Here is a 16215-nt window from a genome sequence, read left to right as displayed (position 1 = left end):
CAATAAAAGGGCGGCCGGGTATTGCGTATTTCTGTCTGCATCCTGTGATAGTCTCTATATAACGCTTAAGCCTTTAAAATAGAAGACATGAAAATGTAAGTGTCTGTTTCAATGTACTTTTGGTACTGTATTCTTGTACTTTATATCATTGGCCTCATCTGGGTGGTTCTCAGGCCACTCAAGTATCCTCACTGGAGAATTTATGCATTTGCAATGGACATCCTGGTTAACACTTGCCGTACTCTGCATGTATATCTGGAATGTAATGACCGTAGGGCGTTTGCGTATGAAGCTTGGGGTTAAGGCACCAGCCATGGATGGCCCACCTGAGTTCTTGCGCGCCATGCGGGTGCAGGCAAATACGGTGGAGCAAATGGTTTTGTTCTTCCCGGCGCTATGGTTGTGCGCAGTCTGGAGTGGCGATATACCAGCTGCTTTGCTGGGTCTGGCATGGTTGGTCGGGCGCATCATGTATGCCCTGGCTTATCTGCAAGATGCAGGCAAGCGTTCCATGGGCTTCCTGATTTCAGGTTTGGCGGCAGTGGCTTTGATGCTGGGCGCAGTAGTGGGTTTGAGCGGAGTGCTGAAATGAAAGATAAAATTCTTGCCCGTCCGGCCAGTCAAACATTGTCGCTATCCATCTATGCTTCATATATCCTTATGGGCATCGCCCTGTTGCTGGTATTGAAGGCAGGCTTGCTGGTTGCCCTGTTTTCCGGTTTGCTGGTTTTTTCCATTATCCATGTGCTGGCACCGGCGATCGCCCTGCGTTTCAGGCACAAGCAGCCGCGCATGATTGCGGTGGTGTTTTTATCGTTTTTGCTGATTACTGGCTTAATACTGGCTGGTTGGGCGATCCACGCCTTTTTACGCAGTGATGCCGGGAATTTACACAGTCTGCTGCAAAAGCTGGCTGATATTATTGAAGCTTCGCGTCACCAGTTGCCTGAGTGGGTGAGTACTAACCTTCCGGAAGATGTCGAAGCTTTGAGGGAAATGATGACGCACTGGTTGCGTGAGCATGCCGGTGAAGCGAAACAGCTGGTGCCCGAAGCTGGTCACCTGATTGTGCACTTATTGTTGGGCATGATCATAGGCAGCATGATCGCGCTCAGGGATGTCAGTGGCGACAGCAACCACAAACCCTTTGCCGCTGCCATGCAACAAAGGATCAGCAACCTGGGTCAGATTTTTCATAAAATCGTGTTCGCCCAGGTACAGATTTCTTTGATCAATACTGTGTTTACGGCGATTTATCTGGCGGCCATCCTGCCTATGGCAGGCGTGCATCTGCCACTGACCAAGACCATGATCGCCATAACCTTCCTGGCGGGTTTGATCCCGGTCGCAGGTAATATCATTTCCAATACGGTTATCGTGATCGTCGCATTGTCACAATCCCTGAATGTGGCGGTCGCTTCGCTGGTTTTCATGATTGTCATTCATAAGGCAGAATACTTCCTGAACGCACGCATCATCGGTGCTCAGGTCAACGCCAGAGCCTGGGAATTGCTGACCGCCATCCTGGTCATGGAAACCCTGTTTGGCGTTCCCGGTGTGGTCGCCGCTCCTGTGTTTTATGCTTATATCAAGAAAGAGCTCAGCGACCGGGGTCTGGTTTGATCCAGAACAGCGATAAAGAATAATTTTATTATTATCAAGAGGCAAATATGATTTTGGAGTTAGCTGATCTACGCATACAGGCTGGCAAGCAAGCCGAATTTGATATCGCCATACAGCGTGGCCTTGACGAAGTGATACGCCATGCCAAAGGTTTCCTGGGTTTCAAGGTACAAAAAGGCATAGAGTCGCCAGAACGCTATCTGCTCATGATTTATTGGGCAACTTTGGAGAACCACACTGTGGATTTTCGTGAATCTGCAGCATTCGCAGACTGGCGTGCCATCGTCGGCCCCTATTTTGCCAGTGCCCCTGTGGTGGAACATTTTGATCTTTTAGCCAAGTCTGAGTGATTTTTTTGTGTAGCCTGGGATAATTCCGACTTGATTACCGGGATTTCATCCCAAGCTTATCAAGTCATGATTTGCCTGTGGCGCTGAGGTCGGCGTTCATTTTTGGCAACAGCTTGCTCTCCAAAAGGTCATTATGGTTCCGCATCTCGTCACCGCTCTCAACGGCCCCCTGCTCGATCTTGAAAAAAAGATACTCGAAGCGACACCTGCGATAGAACGCTGGTTCCGTCTTGAGTGGCAGGAGCACACTCCGCCATTTTATTGCTCTGTCGATTTGCGCAATGCCGGTTTCAAGCTGGCCCCTGTCGACACCAATTTATTCCCTGGCGGTTTTAATAATCTGGCATCAGAAATGTTGCCGCTGGCAGTGCAGGCGGCGATGGCGGCGATAGAAAAATATTGCCCTGATGCCAAAAACCTGTTGGTCATCCCTGAGAGCCATACCCGCAATGTGTTTTATTTGCAAAACATTGCGCGCATGATGCAGATTTTCCGCCAGACCGGTCTGAATGTGCGTCTGGGGTCGCTGTCAGCAGATATCACAGAACCGACGCCTATCGATTTGCCGGATGGCAGCCAGCTGATACTGGAACCGCTGGAGCGCTCTGCCAATGGCCGCCGTCTGGGCCTGAAAAACTTCGACCCATGCACGATTTTGCTGAACAATGACTTATCGGCAGGCATACCGGCTATTCTGGAAGACATCAATGAGCAAACCTTGCTGCCACCCCTGCATGCTGGCTGGGCTTTGCGCCGCAAGAGCAATCATTTCCACGCCTATGATGAAGTGGTCAAGAAATTCGCCAAAATGGTTGATATAGACCCATGGATGTTGAACCCTTACTTTGCCAAGTGCAAGGATGTTAATTTCCATGACCGCAGTGGCGAAGATGCGCTGGTGGCGACAGTGGATACCATACTCGCCAAGATACGCAAAAAATACAAGGAATACGGCATCAAGGAAAAACCTTTCGTTATCGTCAAGGCCGATGCAGGTACCTATGGCATGGGCATCATGACTGTGCATGACTCCAGCGAAGTGCGTGATCTCAATCGCAAGCAACGCAACAAGATGTCGGTCGTCAAGGATGGCATGGAAGTCAGGGATGTCATTGTGCAGGAAGGTGTCTACACCTTTGAGCAAATCAATGAATCCGTGGCTGAACCTGTGGTCTACATGATAGACCGCTATGTGGTCGGCGGTTTTTACCGCGTGCATGAAGACCGTGGTGTTGATGAAAACCTCAATGCACCCGGCATGCATTTCGTGCCGCTGGCCTTTGCCCAGCAACATGCAGTGCCGGACATGAAGGCAAAACCGGGTACGGCAGCACCAAATCGTTTTTACATGTATGGTGTAGTGGCGCGCCTGGCTTTGCTGGCGGCATCACTGGAGCTGGAAAAGACAGATCCAAATCCTGAGGTTTATTGATTACTATTTAGCCAAGAATATTGAGCACATTCATGAAAATCGCTTTCCTGACCGATCCGCTGTCGCACTTCAAGACGTATAAAGATTCCACTTACGCCATGATGGTAGAGGCAGACAAGCGTGGTCATGAGATCTACGCATTTGGGCCGGATGATATGGCGTTGGAAAGCGGCAAGGTGATAGCCAATATCAGCCGCATTACCCTGACCGGTGATAGCCAGGACTGGTTCAGGTTGTCTGAACCTGAGTCACTTGCCCTGAGTGCTTTTGATGCCATCCTGCAGCGCAAGGATCCGCCATTTGATATGGAATATATCTACGCGACTTATTTGCTGGAACTGGCAGAGCAGCAGGGTGCACGGGTGTTCAATAAACCGGCAGCCATCCGCAATCATAATGAAAAACTCAGCATTGCCCAGTTCAGCCAGTTCACTGCGCCTACACTGGTGACACGGGATGAGCAGCGTATCCGTGCTTTCCATAAAGAACATCAGGATATCATCCTCAAACCTCTGGATGGCATGGGCGGTACTGGCATCTTCCGTATCCGTGAAGACGGTATGAACCTGGGCTCTGTCATTGAGACTTTGACGGTGAATGGCAGTCGTACCATCATGGTGCAGCGCTATATCCCTGAAATTGTCCATGGTGACAAAAGGATATTGCTGATCGGTGGCAAGGTTGTGCCATTTGCCTTGGCGCGTATCCCGCAAAATGGTGAGGTCAGGGGTAACCTGGCGGCAGGCGGTTTGGGTGTGGCGCAGGAATTGTCTGCCAGCGATCTTGAGATTGCGCAGACTTTGGCACCTGAACTTTATCAAAGAGGCCTGTTGCTGGTAGGATTAGATGTAATTGGGGCTAATTTGACTGAGGTTAATGTGACCAGCCCTACCTGTTTCCAGGAAATTACCCAGCAAAAAGGCTTCAATGTTGCTGGCATGTTTATTGATGCCCTTGAAACGGCAGTTGCAGCTTAAATATAAATGAAGGATGGCGGGCGAGTGCCGGCCATCACAAGAGAGTTAAAGAACGATGGTTGGCATACTTTTAATGACGCATGCACCTCTGGGGACTGCTTTTATGCAGGCTGCGGCCCATGTTTTCCGTGGCATGCCCGAACGCTTTGAAGCGATAGACGTGATTGCCGACCAGAATATTGATGAGGTCAACCGCCTAGCGCGTGAAGCCGTGCTGCGTCTGGACGATGGTTCCGGCGTGCTGGTGATCACCGATGTCATGGGTGGTACGCCGTCGAATTGTTGCAGGCAATTGGGTGACCCGGACCGGGTTGCGATTATTGCCGGCATCAGCCTGCCCATGTTGTTGCGGGCGATAACTTATCGTAGTGATGTACTCGATGTCGTGGTGGAAATGGCGCTGGCTGGTGGCCAGAATGGTGCCATACGTCTGGACAATCGCGTGCGTTTGTCACCCAACTAATTGAGAAAGAAACCGAAGCATGATTCAACAGGAAATTGAGATCGTCAACAAACTGGGTTTGCATGCACGTGCATCAGCAAAGTTTACGCAAACTGCCAGCAAATTCAAGGCTGAAGTATGGCTGACCCGCAATAGTCGTCGTGTGAATGGCAAGTCCATCATGGGCGTGATGATGCTGGCAGCAGGTAAGGGCAGTAAAGTTTTATTAGAAACTGATGGTGCGGATGAGCAAGCCTGTTTTGAAGCCATTCATGCGTTGATCAACGACAAGTTTGGTGAGGGTGAATAAACGGAAATTGATCGGCAATAGTAATCATTTGTGATGATGCTTTTATAAGCGCGTTGTAAGTACAATTTGCCAGCGAAACAAATGGCAACATATCGCAACATATTTCTCATTGTCGTTTTGACTCTATTCGTTTACCTTGTCCTTCTTTGATTGAATCAGCAAAATATCATGCAATAAATGGTGCATGAAGTCTTATGCTTAGCGTTACATCATTACACTAGAAATAAGACAGGGCAGCAAAATCACGGCTGCCCGAAGATAAAGTATTTTGGGGGACACAGCATGGCATCTTTTACACTGCAAGGCATCCCCGTTTCACGCGGTATAGCAATCGGGCGAGCTCACTTGCTGCGCCCGGCGGCACTGGATGTACAACATTATCTGGTAGGACAAGAGCAGGTCGAAGCCGAAGTGCAAAGACTGCAATTGGCTATCGCCCAGGTACATAAGGAATTACAGGCCATCTGGTCGGATTTGCCGGTAGATGCGCCAACCGAACTTGGTGCCTTCATCGACGTTCATGTACTGATTTTGTCCGACCCCATGATCTCTGAAGCGCCGCTCGATATTATCCGTACCCGTCACTACAATGCAGAATGGGCACTGGTCAGCCAGATCGATGAATTATCAGCCCAGTTCGATGAAATCGAAGATGATTACCTGCGTGAGCGCAAGGCTGATATCCAGCAGGTGGCAGAGCGCGTACTCAAGGTATTGACCGGTACCGCTGGCAGCGCGATACGCTCTGATGGGATTGATGAACGCAATGCCAATATGATCGTGGTTGCCAGAGACATTTCACCAGCAGACATGATGCAATTCCGCGATGTCGCCTTCACTGGTTTTGTCACTGATGAGGGCGGACATAATTCGCACACCGCCATCGTTTCGCGCAGCCTGGGTATACCTGCCGTGGTCGGCATGGGAAATGCGTCACGCCTGATAGAGCAGGACGACTGGCTCATCATCGACAGCGATGCCGGCGTGGTCATCGTCGCGCCCAGTACTCTGGTGCTCGAACAATATCGCGAACGCCAGGCCATACTGGCCAAGGCCAGGAAAAAACTCCACAAGCTCAAGAAGACACCGGCAATTACCCAGGATGGTGTCGAGATCACCTTGCTGGCAAATATAGAATTGCCACAAGATGCCGCCCATGCACTGGAGGCAGGTGCCAGCGGGGTGGGTTTGTTCCGTTCAGAATTCCTGTTCATGGAAAGCAGTGGCCAGCAACACAAGCTGCCAACCGAAGAAGAGCAGTTCGAAGCCTATCGCACTGCCGTGCAAGCCATGAAGGGAAGGCCAGTGACGATACGCACCCTGGATGTGGGGGCTGACAAACCGCTGGATACGACAGAACACAATATCCTCAATCCGGCGCTGGGTTTGCGGGCCATACGCTATTGCCTGGCTGAGCCACAATTATTTTTGACGCAACTGCGCGCCATCCTGCGTGCCTCGGCTTTTGGCAAGGTCAAGATATTGATACCGATGATGGCACACGGTTTTGAAATTGACCAAAGCCTGGCCATGATAGAACAGGCAAAGACTGAATTGCGCAAGGAAGGCAAGGAGTTCGATGCAGAGATTGCCATCGGTGCCATGATAGAAATTCCGGCGGCGGCCTTGTCGCTGCCCATGTTTGTCAAAAAGCTCGATTTCCTGTCAGTCGGCACCAATGACTTGATTCAGTACACATTGGCAATTGACAGGGCAGATCATGAAGTCGCACACTTGTACGATGATTTGCATCCGGCTATTTTGCAACTCTTGCAAATGATCATTACGGCGGGTGACAGGGCAGGCATACCGGTCTCTATCTGCGGTGGCATGGCAGGGGATATTCGCCTGACACGCTTGCTGGCTGGCATGGGTTTCCGCGAATTGTCGATGCCGGCAGCGCTGTTGCCGGAAATTAAGCAAGAGATTTTGAATACTCGCCTTGATGCCTTGCAAGGCCATGTAAAAAAAATCTTGCGTAGCTATGATTCTGCAACCATCAGGGAAACATTGGCGGCCATGGGTGCTCAGTTGCCCACTTTGCATTAGCGACACTGCGGACACTGCACTAAAATGCCATGCTCTGGTGCTTGGGGTTTGACCTCGGTGCCCGACATGGTTTATCCTTCTCCTATTGCGCCGATTTGAAAATCAGCTTGCGGGCGCGTTTCGGAAAATATCCCGAATGATAAATACGGCTAAAGCGAGCTTGAATGCAGCTTTCCCCTCCTCACATTCAGCCCACCTTTTAGCCTTCCTGAGTTTTTTGATAACGGGTTAAGTCCCGATGGAAGAGTGTATGTCATCCTCACCTGGATCAGTTGGAATCGTCACGCCACAAGCGTTTCAATTCGATGAGCCTTTGGCTTTGCAAAACGGCACCTCAATTGCTGGTTACACCCTGATGGTGGAAACCTATGGCAACCTGAATGCTGACAAGTCCAATGCAGTCCTGATTTGCCATGCCCTGAATGCATCCCACCATGTGGCTGGCGTGTATGCCGACCAGCCAAAGAATGTAGGCTGGTGGGACAATATGGTGGGGCCGGGCAAGCCTGTCGATACCAACCGCTTCTTTGTTATCGGTGTTAATAACCTGGGCTCCTGTTTTGGTTCTACCGGCCCCATGCATACCAATCCTGCTACGGGCAAACCGTATGGGGCGGATTTCCCTGTCGTGACGGTGGAAGACTGGGTCAATGCACAAGCAAGACTGGCGGATCGCATGGGCATCAAACAATTCGCTGCTGTCATGGGCGGCTCGCTTGGTGGCATGCAGGCACTGGCCTGGAGCATCTTGTATCCTGATCGCCTGCGTCATTGCGTGGTGGTGGCGTCTACCCCCAAATTGTCAGCCCAGAATATTGCTTTCAATGATGTTGCACGGCAGGCGATTTTGACTGATCCCGATTTTCATGGTGGTGATTTTTATGCCCATGGTGTAGTACCGCGTCGCGGCTTAAGGGTGGCACGCATGATAGGACATATTACCTATTTGTCAGATGACGACATGGCAGAAAAATTTGGCCGAGACCTGAAAGGGGGCGACTATCAGTTTGGCTTTGGTGTGGATTTTGAAATCGAATCCTACCTGCGCTATCAGGGCGACAAGTTCTCAGATTATTTCGATGCCAATACCTATTTGCTGATCACCAAGGCACTCGATTATTTTGACCCTGCGCGTCATACCGGTGGTGACCTGGCCAAGGCACTGTCGCAAACCAAGGCCAAGTTCCTGCTCGCCTCTTTCACGACTGACTGGCGTTTTTCACCTGAACGTAGCCGTGAAATTGTCAAGGCCCTGGTCAGCAATAAACGCACCGTCAGTTACGCAGAAATCGATGCGCCACATGGCCACGATGCCTTCTTGCTGGATGACTCGCGTTACCTGAATTTGGTGGCTGCCTATTACCAGCGCATAGATGCAGAATTGCAGGCCGAATTGTTGGGAGTAGCAGCATGAATTTTTCTGAATTAAACGTCTTGCGCCCCGATCTGGCCTTCATCGCCCACTGGATCAAGCCGCAGGCACAAGTGCTTGATGTTGGTTGTGGTGATGGCGTCATGCTGGATTATCTGCAAAGCGACAAGCAGTGCAGTGGTTATGGCATAGAAATCGCTGATGACAAGGTACTCGCATGCGCCGGTCGCGGCGTCAACGTCATACAGCAGGACATGGAAAATGGTCTAGGCATGTTTGAAGACAATGCCTTTGATACTGTCATGTGCCTGTCCTCGCTGCAAATGATGAAGCATGTAGAGCCGCTGTTGCGTGACATCGCCAGAGTGGGACGGGAAGCCATAGTTTCTTTCCCTAATTTTGGTTACTGGCCGCACCGCACTGCCTTATTGCGCGGCAAGATGCCGGTGTCAAAATCCCTGCCATACGAATGGTATGACACCCCAAATGTGCGCTGCGCGACGATACTGGATTTCTCCGATTTGGCCACAGAAGTTGGTTTGGAAGTGCTGGAATGTGTTGCCTTGCATGAAGGACGTCCTGTCACCTGGTTGCCAAATTTACGCGGTAGTCTGGCGGTTTTCCGCTTGCGTAAAAAACTGGGATGATTTTTTATTTTATTAAATTCAGAATTTTGAAAGATTCACACCTTTAAATGGTCGCTACTGCTACCATTTAATGGATTGAACATCCAGCTCCCAAGGTTTTCGCATGAACATGAAACTCAGCCACTTTGCCCTTGTATTTTCCAGCCTGTTTGCTGTTACTGCTGTTGCCAGTGCTCAAAACAATGGACAGCAAGATGGTGTCAAGGTCGGTGAAATGTCGGTCTTGCGAAAACTGGCCCCGACCGGTGCGCTGGAAAGCCAGGCTGCGGCGCAGTATGCGCAGACCATGCAGGTCGCAGAACAAAAACGTGCTTTGGGACCAGCTAACCATCCGCAGGTCATCCGTTTGCGTGCGATTGCTGACAAATTGATACCGTATGCGCTGAAATGGAATGAGCGTGCCAGGCAATGGAAATGGGAAGTCAATCTCATCGGTTCCAAGCAGGTCAATGCGTATTGCATGCCAGGCGGGAAGATAGCCTTTTATTCCGGCATCCTTGATACTTTGAAACTGACCGACGATGAAGTCGCCATCGTCATGGGCCATGAAATTGCCCATGCATTGCGTGAGCATGGTGCCGAACGTGCTGGCAAGGCAGCGGTTGCGAATGTGGGTATTAAACTGGCCGAACTGTGGGCTGGCGCGAAGGGTTATGACCCCAATCTGGCAGGCGGCGTAGCTGGTGGGGTTGCCAAGTTTGGCATGCTGGCTTTTTCCCGCGGTGACGAGACTGAGGCAGATATTGTCGGTCTCGATATCGCTGCCAGGGCTGGCTATGATCCGCGCGCTGGCGTTGCTCTTTGGCAAAAAATGGGTATGGTTAGCAAAGGGGCTCCGCCACAATGGTTGTCAACTCACCCAGCTGGTACTACCCGTATCGCAGAAATCCGCAACCACTTCCCTGAGGTCATGCCTTTATATGCGCATGCCAAAGGGGTAAGTATCAGCGCCTTGCCACCTTACCAAACCAATGTCAAAGGCATTGCTCCCGTCGTATATTCGGGAAAGTAAGTATTTTTCAAATAAAAAATAGTATCTAAATGGCAATTTGTCGCACAATTGTGACAAAATCTTGCCGCTAAAACCACTTTGTCATCATCCTTTAATAATTGGATGGGACACTCTGCAAGTTCAAAATTTTATGTGATAGACTATTTTCACATATCAAAATATCTGATCGACAGACATTTGCCCCGGCGAATTGCTCAAGTTTAAAGATGTCACTAGGAGATAGACGCACCGTAAAAAGGTCCGTCTGTTTTTTGTTTAGAAATAGCAATCGTTTGCGTCGTTGAAAATTTTCAATTTTCAAAAAAAGCAATCGTTTGCGCGGTGCTATAGGCCGAGAATATTTCTAATGTGACATGTCATCGCAGGTGTTTGTTGTGGAATTACAACCAGTTACAAAAAAAAGCCAAAAAATTTGGCAATAGAACGAGCGGTGAAGGGGATGTCATCAGGCAGTTGCGGTGGCTTGAGATGATAAACGGGGTTTTGCACTAATTTTTATTTCCATTTGTAAAATGATTCGGGAGCTTCAATGAAACAATCAAACAAATCGTCCGCATTTCCATCGCGTTTGTCGATGGTTGCAGTCGCATGCCAACTGGTATGCCTGAGCATGTCCTCTGCCTACGCGCAGCAGACAGAATCCAATGAGCAGCCTGACGCAAATCGCGTCACCATCACCGGCAAAAAAGTCGGTATGGGCTTGATGGTTCAAGAAAATGCACCAAAAGCACGTAGTACCATCACTGCAGAAGAACTGGCCAAGCAGCGTCCTACAGGCAATGCCTATGAAGCGCTGGAACTGATGCCTGCGGTTAACAGCTATAACTACGACGCAACCGGTTTGTTTGGTGGTGGTTTGACACTGCGCGGTTTTAACAGTGACCAGATTGGTGCCACGATCAATGGCGTACCAGTCAATGACTCTGGTAGCTTCTCTGTGTTCCCACAAGAATTCGTGGATCAGGAAAATACCTGTACCCAATTTGTGACCCAGGGTTCGACAGACGTTGATTCCCCGCAAATCGGTGCAACCGGCGGTAACTTCGGTATCACGACTTGCGATCCGACCAAAGAAAAACGTTTCCGCGTCATGCAAACTCTGGGTGGTTTGAAACTGTCCAAGACTTTCTTGCGTTACGACACAGGCCTGTGGGCTGATGGTCGTTCCCGTTTCTTTATCTCTGCTTCCCATGCGCAAGCTGACAAATGGAAAGGCGAAGGCGGTGCTGACCGTAACCACATAGATGCTGGTTACCGTATCGATTTCGACAAGTTCAATTCCATCAATGCCGTATTGTTGTATAACCGTGCAATCAACCAGAACATCAGTACATTCAACCTGGCTGATCTGGCAAAAAATGGTTACTACTATGACTATTCGACCAAGTTCATTGGTCATGTGACGCCAACCAAGGGCAAGGCAGATAATGATCCTAGCCAGGCAAATGCCGACACTTTCTATCAGTTGACAAAAAACCCGTTTGAAAACGCGATTTTCTCTGTGACTGGCAAATTCCGTATTAATGAAAATACCGATGTCAAAGTTGTTCCTTACTACTGGTATGGCTACGGTACAGGTGGTGTGCAACAACGTCTGCAAGCTGAAAATGCATTCCTGAATCCAACAACTGGCAAATTGACTGCTACTGTCGACCTGAACGGCGACGGCGATACGCTGGATCGCGTCATTGTTGCCAACAGTAGTGTGACACGTACCAACCGTCCTGGTGTGAGTGCTTCCGTTGTTCACACTATCAATAATCACCAAATCCTGGCTGGTGTCTGGTATGAACGTGCAACACATGAACAGTTCGGTCCTATGGTCGCTGTTGATGCTAACGGTAACGCAGCTGACATCTGGCTGAAAGAAGGCCGTATCACTCGTCCTGATGGCACGCCTTACCAAAGCCGTGACTGGAGAACTATCAGTACTGCTTACCAGTTCTCTTTGCAAGATACGATCAGTCTGTTGAATGACAAACTGACTATCAATATCGGTTTGCGTGTACCGACCATGAAACGTGATTTCACCAACTACGCGAATGAAGGCACGAATTCTGGTACGACTTACAAACTGGAACGGACCTATACCAAGCCTTTGCCGCAATTGGGTGCACGCTACCAGATTGATAACAATAATCAGATATTTGCCAGCTTGGCACGTAACATGAAAGTACCGCCAAACTTTGTTTATGCAACGACAAATAACGCGAAAATCAATGCAGATGGTAGCGTTGGCTTTGTAGAAGTACCACCAGAAACTTCATACAACTTCGACTTGGGCTATCGTCTGCAAAGCGACAAGTTGACTGCTCAGGCAACAGTTTACACAGTAGACTTTACTGATCGTCAGGCCACCGCTTTTGATCCTGTTGCTAACCAAAGCTCGGTAACCAATGTTGGTAAGGTAAAAACCAAAGGCTTTGAAGTTGAACTGGGTAACACACCAGTGAACGGCTGGTCTTTCTATGGTTCCGTCGGTTACGCGAAGAGCGAAATCAAAGATGACCTGCTGGTAGCAAAAGGCGTTTATATTCCTACAGCTGGCAAGGCAATGACTTTGACACCAGAATGGAAAGCCGGTCTGAGCGCACAGTATGAAACAGCCGTTTGGTATACACGTCTGAAAATGAAATACACAGGCGGTCAATTTGCAACTATGACGAATGATGAATTCGTTCCTGGTTACACCTTGTTGGGCTTTGATGCTGGTTATCAGTTCCCGAACACCAGCTGGTTCAAAAAACCAACGGTACGTCTGAGTGTCAGCAATATCACGAACGAGAAATACCGTAACCCATCCAGTTTCAACATCACCAATGCAACTGCCTATCCTGGCGCTGCTGCAAAAGGTGTGTTCTACTACCTGGGTGCACCACGCTTTACATCGGTCACCTTGTCCGCAGATTTCTAATCTGAAGGCATAACGTGGTGAATCCAAAACTCACCACGCAGACTTGATTCAGGCCTGCAACAAGAACACTTGTTGCAGGCCTTATTCTTTTTAACGCAAGAATATATCTCTTATGCAAAAGTTGAAATTAATCAGCATATCTATCGCTGCGATATTGCTTGCCGCCTGTGCCAGTACTGACAAAGCGGAAAAATCAGCAACAACCGATATAACGATTTTCAGTATCAATGATTTTCATGGCAATTTGCAGGCAGATCAACCTGTGCCCTATGTCGCCACAAAAATTGACCCAGCACGACCTGGCGCGAAAATCTCGGTACCGGCAGGTGGTTATGCCTACTTGACTACCAAGCTAAAAGAACGCCGCCAGGCTGTAGGTGCCAGCATATTTGTCGGTGCGGGTGACTTGATTGGTGCTTCGCCCATGGGTTCGGCCCTGATGAAAGATGAGCCTGTCATCGAAGCACTGAACCGCCTGGATTTGTCAGTGACTGCAGTCGGTAACCATGAATTTGACAATGGCACTGCCGACCTGATGCGCAAAATCAAGGGTGAATGTCCGGCAACCGGTTGTGCTTATGCTGACTTCAAGGGCGCACGCTTTTCCTATCTCGGTGCCAATATCCATGAACTGGGCAGTGACAAACCGTGGCTGACACCATATGTGATACGCCAGGTCGGCGACGTCAAGGTAGGTTTTATCGGTGCGGTGACATCCGATGTACCCAATCTGGTGGCAGGTGATGCGGTCAAGCATCTCAGTTTTGAAGATGAAGCGACGGCGATTAACCGCTATGTGCCTGCACTGCAAAAGCAGGGCGTCGCTGCCATCGTCGTGTTGATACATGAAGGCGCGATCTACAAAGGTCCAGAGACTGATCCCAGTTACCGTTGTGAAGGTTTGCAAGGCCCGATCATCGAGATCAGCAAAAAACTCGACAAGGCCGTCAGCCTGATTGTTTCTGGTCATTCGCACCAGGGCTATACCTGCAAGATAGACGGCAGGTTGGTGGTGCAGGGACGCAGCTACGGCTCCTTCCTGACAGAATCAACCCTGACGATAGACCGCAAGACCAATCAGGTGGTCAATGCAGTCGCCGTCAATCATCTGATTGACCAGCAAGCGCTGCAGCCCGATCAGGCTGCAAAGCAGCTAGTGGATCAGGTGGCAGCACAAACGGCAGGTTTGCGCCAGCGTCCTATCGTCAACTTGAGTGCGCCTTTATCGCGCAATAGCGAAGCAGGTGTGTTTGACAGTAGCCTGGGCAATATCATCGCTGACTCGCAGCTCCATCATGGGCATCATGCGGGTGGTGCTGATGTCGCCTTCATGAATGCCGGTGGCATACGCAGTGACCTGCCTTCTGGCAAGGCAACTGGTCCAGTGGCAGTGTCCTATGGTGATTTATATGCGGTGCAGCCGTTTGGCAATAACCTGGTGCGCATGAAGCTCACAGGTGCACAAATCCTGACCTTGCTGCAGCAGCAATGGCTGGGACGTGAAGTCAATGATCCTAAAAAACTGTTTGTATCTCACACGCTTAGCTACAACTATGACCCGCGTGCCGGGATCAGTGAGCGCGTAAAAGATGTCAAAATCAAAGGCAAGCCGCTTGACCTGAACCAGCAATACAGTGTGGTGGTAAACAGTTTCATCGCAGATGGCGGTGACGGCTTTGCCGTTCTCAAGCAAGCAAAAGACAAAGAGTTGATAGGCCGTGACCTGGAAGCCTTTGAGTCGTATGTGCGTGAGCAGGGTAGTAAATTGACTGAGGTTAAACGTGACCGTGTAAAACGCTTGCCAGGTTAAGCTGCCAATATTCCAGAAGTACAAATGCCCGTCAGGCAAATTGACGGGCATTTCTCATTACGGGCTCAGAGCTTATTTGTATTCTATGATTAACGGTGCATGATCAGAGAAGCGTGCTTCCTTGTATATCGAGGCCGTATGCGCTTTTTTACCTATGCCGCTGGTGGCGACATGGTAGTCAATACGCCATCCCACATTATTTGCCCAGGCCTGGCCACGGTTGCTCCACCAAGTATAGGCATCTCCCGTCGTTTCAGGATGCAAATGACGGTAGACGTCCAGCCAGCCTTGCTCATCAAACAGGCGCGTCATCCAGGCACGCTCTTCAGGCAAAAAGCCGGAATTCTTTTGATTGCTCTTCCAGTTTTTCAAATCAATTTCTTTGTGGGCGATATTCCAGTCCCCGCAGATGATGATTTCCCTGCCTTCGGCGATCAGTTGTTGCAGATGCGGGTAAAACAATTCCATGAAACGGAACTTGGCTTCCTGCCGCTCAGGAGACGATGAGCCGGAAGGGCAATACACGGATATCACCGACAGCTTGCCAAAATCACAGCGTACATAACGGCCTTCGGCATCGAATTCCGGGCTGCCAAAGCCGATAACGACGGCGTCCGGTTCTTTTTTGCTATAGACGCCAACGCCGGAATAGCCTTTTTTCTCGGCATAGTGAAAATGACCATGATATTCGTGCGGGTTCAGGAAGTCTGGCGTCATGTCCGCTTCCTGGGCTTTCAGCTCCTGCACGCAGACCACGTCAGGGTTTTCCTTTTGCATCCACTCAAAAAAGCCTTTTTTGGCGGCGGAACGTATGCCATTCAGATTGGCGGAGATGATTTTAGTCATGCTGGTAGGTAGTGACTTAAAAAATGAGATAGAAAGCATACCAGATAGCGCAGCAATACGTGTACTTGGGAGGAATAAGCAAACAGATGGTTTATACTTGCCTACTTTTCCCTCTGGGTAGCTATCCCTTTGCGCCATCATGAATGAAGAACAATTGCGTGCTGAACTCAAGGCGGTATATGCCAGTTCTTCCTGGAAACTGACTGCGCCTTTGCGTTATTCGGTGGAATTATTGAAGAGCGGCGGTTTGCCCAAGTTGCTGCGTGATATCAAGGTTTTGCTCAAAAAACTCATGCCCGCCAAAACAGTCAAGGCTGAAGCGGTCGAAGTCATGCCCGACCGGCTCAATGACGAAGGCCAGCGAATTTTGAATGAACTCCAGAGCCGCATGCACCGCAGCCTTAGCCGTAGCCGACAAAAGTAAAACAGAC

15 protein-coding genes are annotated in these 16215 nt (G+C 49.7%); 14 read left to right on the top strand and 1 reads right to left on the bottom strand.

Annotated features, from left to right (window positions below; translation table 11 throughout):
- Nucleotides 1-202: 202 nt before the first annotated feature.
- The 13 genes from AC07OI_RS27175 (at nt 203) to AC07OI_RS27115 (ending at nt 14938) form a co-directional block, all read left to right on the top strand.
- Nucleotides 203-592, top strand: a complete 390-nt coding sequence (locus AC07OI_RS27175) for an MAPEG family protein (RefSeq protein WP_495259342.1) — start codon at nt 203-205, stop codon at nt 590-592.
- Complete coding sequence (locus AC07OI_RS27170) at nt 589-1623, top strand: AI-2E family transporter (protein WP_492709291.1); 1035 nt, start codon at nt 589-591, stop codon at nt 1621-1623. The genes AC07OI_RS27175 and AC07OI_RS27170 overlap by 4 nt, the downstream gene beginning before the upstream one ends.
- Before the next feature lie 47 nt (nt 1624-1670).
- Nucleotides 1671-1973, top strand: coding sequence for an antibiotic biosynthesis monooxygenase family protein (locus tag AC07OI_RS27165; RefSeq protein WP_492709293.1), 303 nt, complete (start codon nt 1671-1673; stop codon nt 1971-1973).
- A gap of 133 nt (nt 1974-2106) precedes the next feature.
- Nucleotides 2107-3405 carry a glutamate--cysteine ligase gene (gshA, locus tag AC07OI_RS27160; protein WP_492709295.1) on the top strand — a complete coding sequence of 433 codons (1299 nt, stop codon included), beginning with the start codon at nt 2107-2109 and terminating at the stop codon, nt 3403-3405.
- Nucleotides 3406-3437: 32 nt separating this feature from the next.
- Nucleotides 3438-4382, top strand: a complete 945-nt coding sequence (gene gshB / locus AC07OI_RS27155) for a glutathione synthase (RefSeq protein WP_492709297.1) — start codon at nt 3438-3440, stop codon at nt 4380-4382.
- 55 nt (nt 4383-4437) lie between these two features.
- A complete protein-coding gene (locus tag AC07OI_RS27150; protein ID WP_422976802.1) occupies nt 4438-4845 on the top strand; it encodes a PTS sugar transporter subunit IIA in 408 nt (135 codons plus the stop codon).
- 19 nt (nt 4846-4864) lie between these two features.
- Nucleotides 4865-5134, top strand: a complete 270-nt coding sequence (locus tag AC07OI_RS27145) for an HPr family phosphocarrier protein (protein ID WP_423010119.1) — start codon at nt 4865-4867, stop codon at nt 5132-5134.
- Nucleotides 5135-5416: 282 nt separating this feature from the next.
- Nucleotides 5417-7183: a phosphoenolpyruvate--protein phosphotransferase gene (gene ptsP / locus AC07OI_RS27140; protein ID WP_492709300.1), complete on the top strand. Its 1767-nt coding sequence runs from the start codon at nt 5417-5419 to the stop codon at nt 7181-7183.
- Nucleotides 7184-7433: 250 nt separating this feature from the next.
- The gene (metX, locus tag AC07OI_RS27135; protein ID WP_492709302.1) at nt 7434-8597 is read left to right on the top strand and encodes a homoserine O-succinyltransferase MetX; all 1164 of its coding nucleotides are present in this window, start codon (nt 7434-7436) and stop codon (nt 8595-8597) included.
- The gene (gene metW / locus AC07OI_RS27130; RefSeq protein ID WP_492709304.1) at nt 8594-9202 is read left to right on the top strand and encodes a methionine biosynthesis protein MetW; all 609 of its coding nucleotides are present in this window, start codon (nt 8594-8596) and stop codon (nt 9200-9202) included. The genes metX and metW overlap by 4 nt, the downstream gene beginning before the upstream one ends.
- A 103-nt stretch (nt 9203-9305) precedes the next feature.
- Entirely contained in the window at nt 9306-10214 is a 909-nt protein-coding gene (locus tag AC07OI_RS27125) for a M48 family metallopeptidase (protein ID WP_492709306.1), read from the top strand.
- 529 nt (nt 10215-10743) lie between these two features.
- Nucleotides 10744-13128: a TonB-dependent receptor gene (locus tag AC07OI_RS27120; protein WP_492709308.1), complete on the top strand. Its 2385-nt coding sequence runs from the start codon at nt 10744-10746 to the stop codon at nt 13126-13128.
- Nucleotides 13129-13240: 112 nt separating this feature from the next.
- A complete protein-coding gene (locus AC07OI_RS27115; protein ID WP_495259341.1) occupies nt 13241-14938 on the top strand; it encodes a bifunctional metallophosphatase/5'-nucleotidase in 1698 nt (565 codons plus the stop codon).
- Nucleotides 14939-15010: 72 nt separating this feature from the next.
- Here AC07OI_RS27115 and AC07OI_RS27110 read toward each other — a convergent pair whose 3' ends face one another.
- Nucleotides 15011-15784, bottom strand: coding sequence for an exodeoxyribonuclease III (locus tag AC07OI_RS27110; RefSeq protein WP_492709312.1), 774 nt, complete (start codon nt 15782-15784; stop codon nt 15011-15013).
- Between the two features lie 139 nt (nt 15785-15923).
- Between AC07OI_RS27110 and AC07OI_RS27105 the strand changes: the two genes are divergently transcribed.
- Entirely contained in the window at nt 15924-16208 is a 285-nt protein-coding gene (locus tag AC07OI_RS27105) for a hypothetical protein (protein ID WP_492709313.1), read from the top strand.
- The last annotated feature ends 7 nt before the right edge of the window (nt 16209-16215 follow it).

Source organism: Undibacterium sp. GW821-FHT07F11, assembly GCF_059418665.1.
This window is presented reverse-complemented; position numbering and strand designations above follow the sequence as displayed.

Bases quoted from the DNA above. Each gene is read 5' to 3' on its own strand.
- metX (WP_492709302.1), top strand. From the start codon at position 7,434: ATGTCATCCTCACCTGGATCAGTTGGAATCGTCACGCCACAAGCGTTT.
- AC07OI_RS27165 (WP_492709293.1), top strand. From the start codon at position 1,671: ATGATTTTGGAGTTAGCTGATCTACGCATACAGGCTGGCAAGCAAGCC.
- metW (WP_492709304.1), top strand. From the start codon at position 8,594: ATGAATTTTTCTGAATTAAACGTCTTGCGCCCCGATCTGGCCTTCATC.
- AC07OI_RS27115 (WP_495259341.1), top strand. From the start codon at position 13,241: ATGCAAAAGTTGAAATTAATCAGCATATCTATCGCTGCGATATTGCTT.
- AC07OI_RS27175 (WP_495259342.1), top strand. From the start codon at position 203: ATGCATTTGCAATGGACATCCTGGTTAACACTTGCCGTACTCTGCATG.
- ptsP (WP_492709300.1), top strand. From the start codon at position 5,417: ATGGCATCTTTTACACTGCAAGGCATCCCCGTTTCACGCGGTATAGCA.
- AC07OI_RS27110 (WP_492709312.1), bottom strand. From the start codon at position 15,784: ATGACTAAAATCATCTCCGCCAATCTGAATGGCATACGTTCCGCCGCC.
- gshB (WP_492709297.1), top strand. From the start codon at position 3,438: ATGAAAATCGCTTTCCTGACCGATCCGCTGTCGCACTTCAAGACGTAT.
- AC07OI_RS27170 (WP_492709291.1), top strand. From the start codon at position 589: ATGAAAGATAAAATTCTTGCCCGTCCGGCCAGTCAAACATTGTCGCTA.
- gshA (WP_492709295.1), top strand. From the start codon at position 2,107: ATGGTTCCGCATCTCGTCACCGCTCTCAACGGCCCCCTGCTCGATCTT.
- AC07OI_RS27145 (WP_423010119.1), top strand. From the start codon at position 4,865: ATGATTCAACAGGAAATTGAGATCGTCAACAAACTGGGTTTGCATGCA.
- AC07OI_RS27105 (WP_492709313.1), top strand. From the start codon at position 15,924: ATGAATGAAGAACAATTGCGTGCTGAACTCAAGGCGGTATATGCCAGT.
- AC07OI_RS27150 (WP_422976802.1), top strand. From the start codon at position 4,438: ATGGTTGGCATACTTTTAATGACGCATGCACCTCTGGGGACTGCTTTT.
- AC07OI_RS27120 (WP_492709308.1), top strand. From the start codon at position 10,744: ATGAAACAATCAAACAAATCGTCCGCATTTCCATCGCGTTTGTCGATG.
- AC07OI_RS27125 (WP_492709306.1), top strand. From the start codon at position 9,306: ATGAACATGAAACTCAGCCACTTTGCCCTTGTATTTTCCAGCCTGTTT.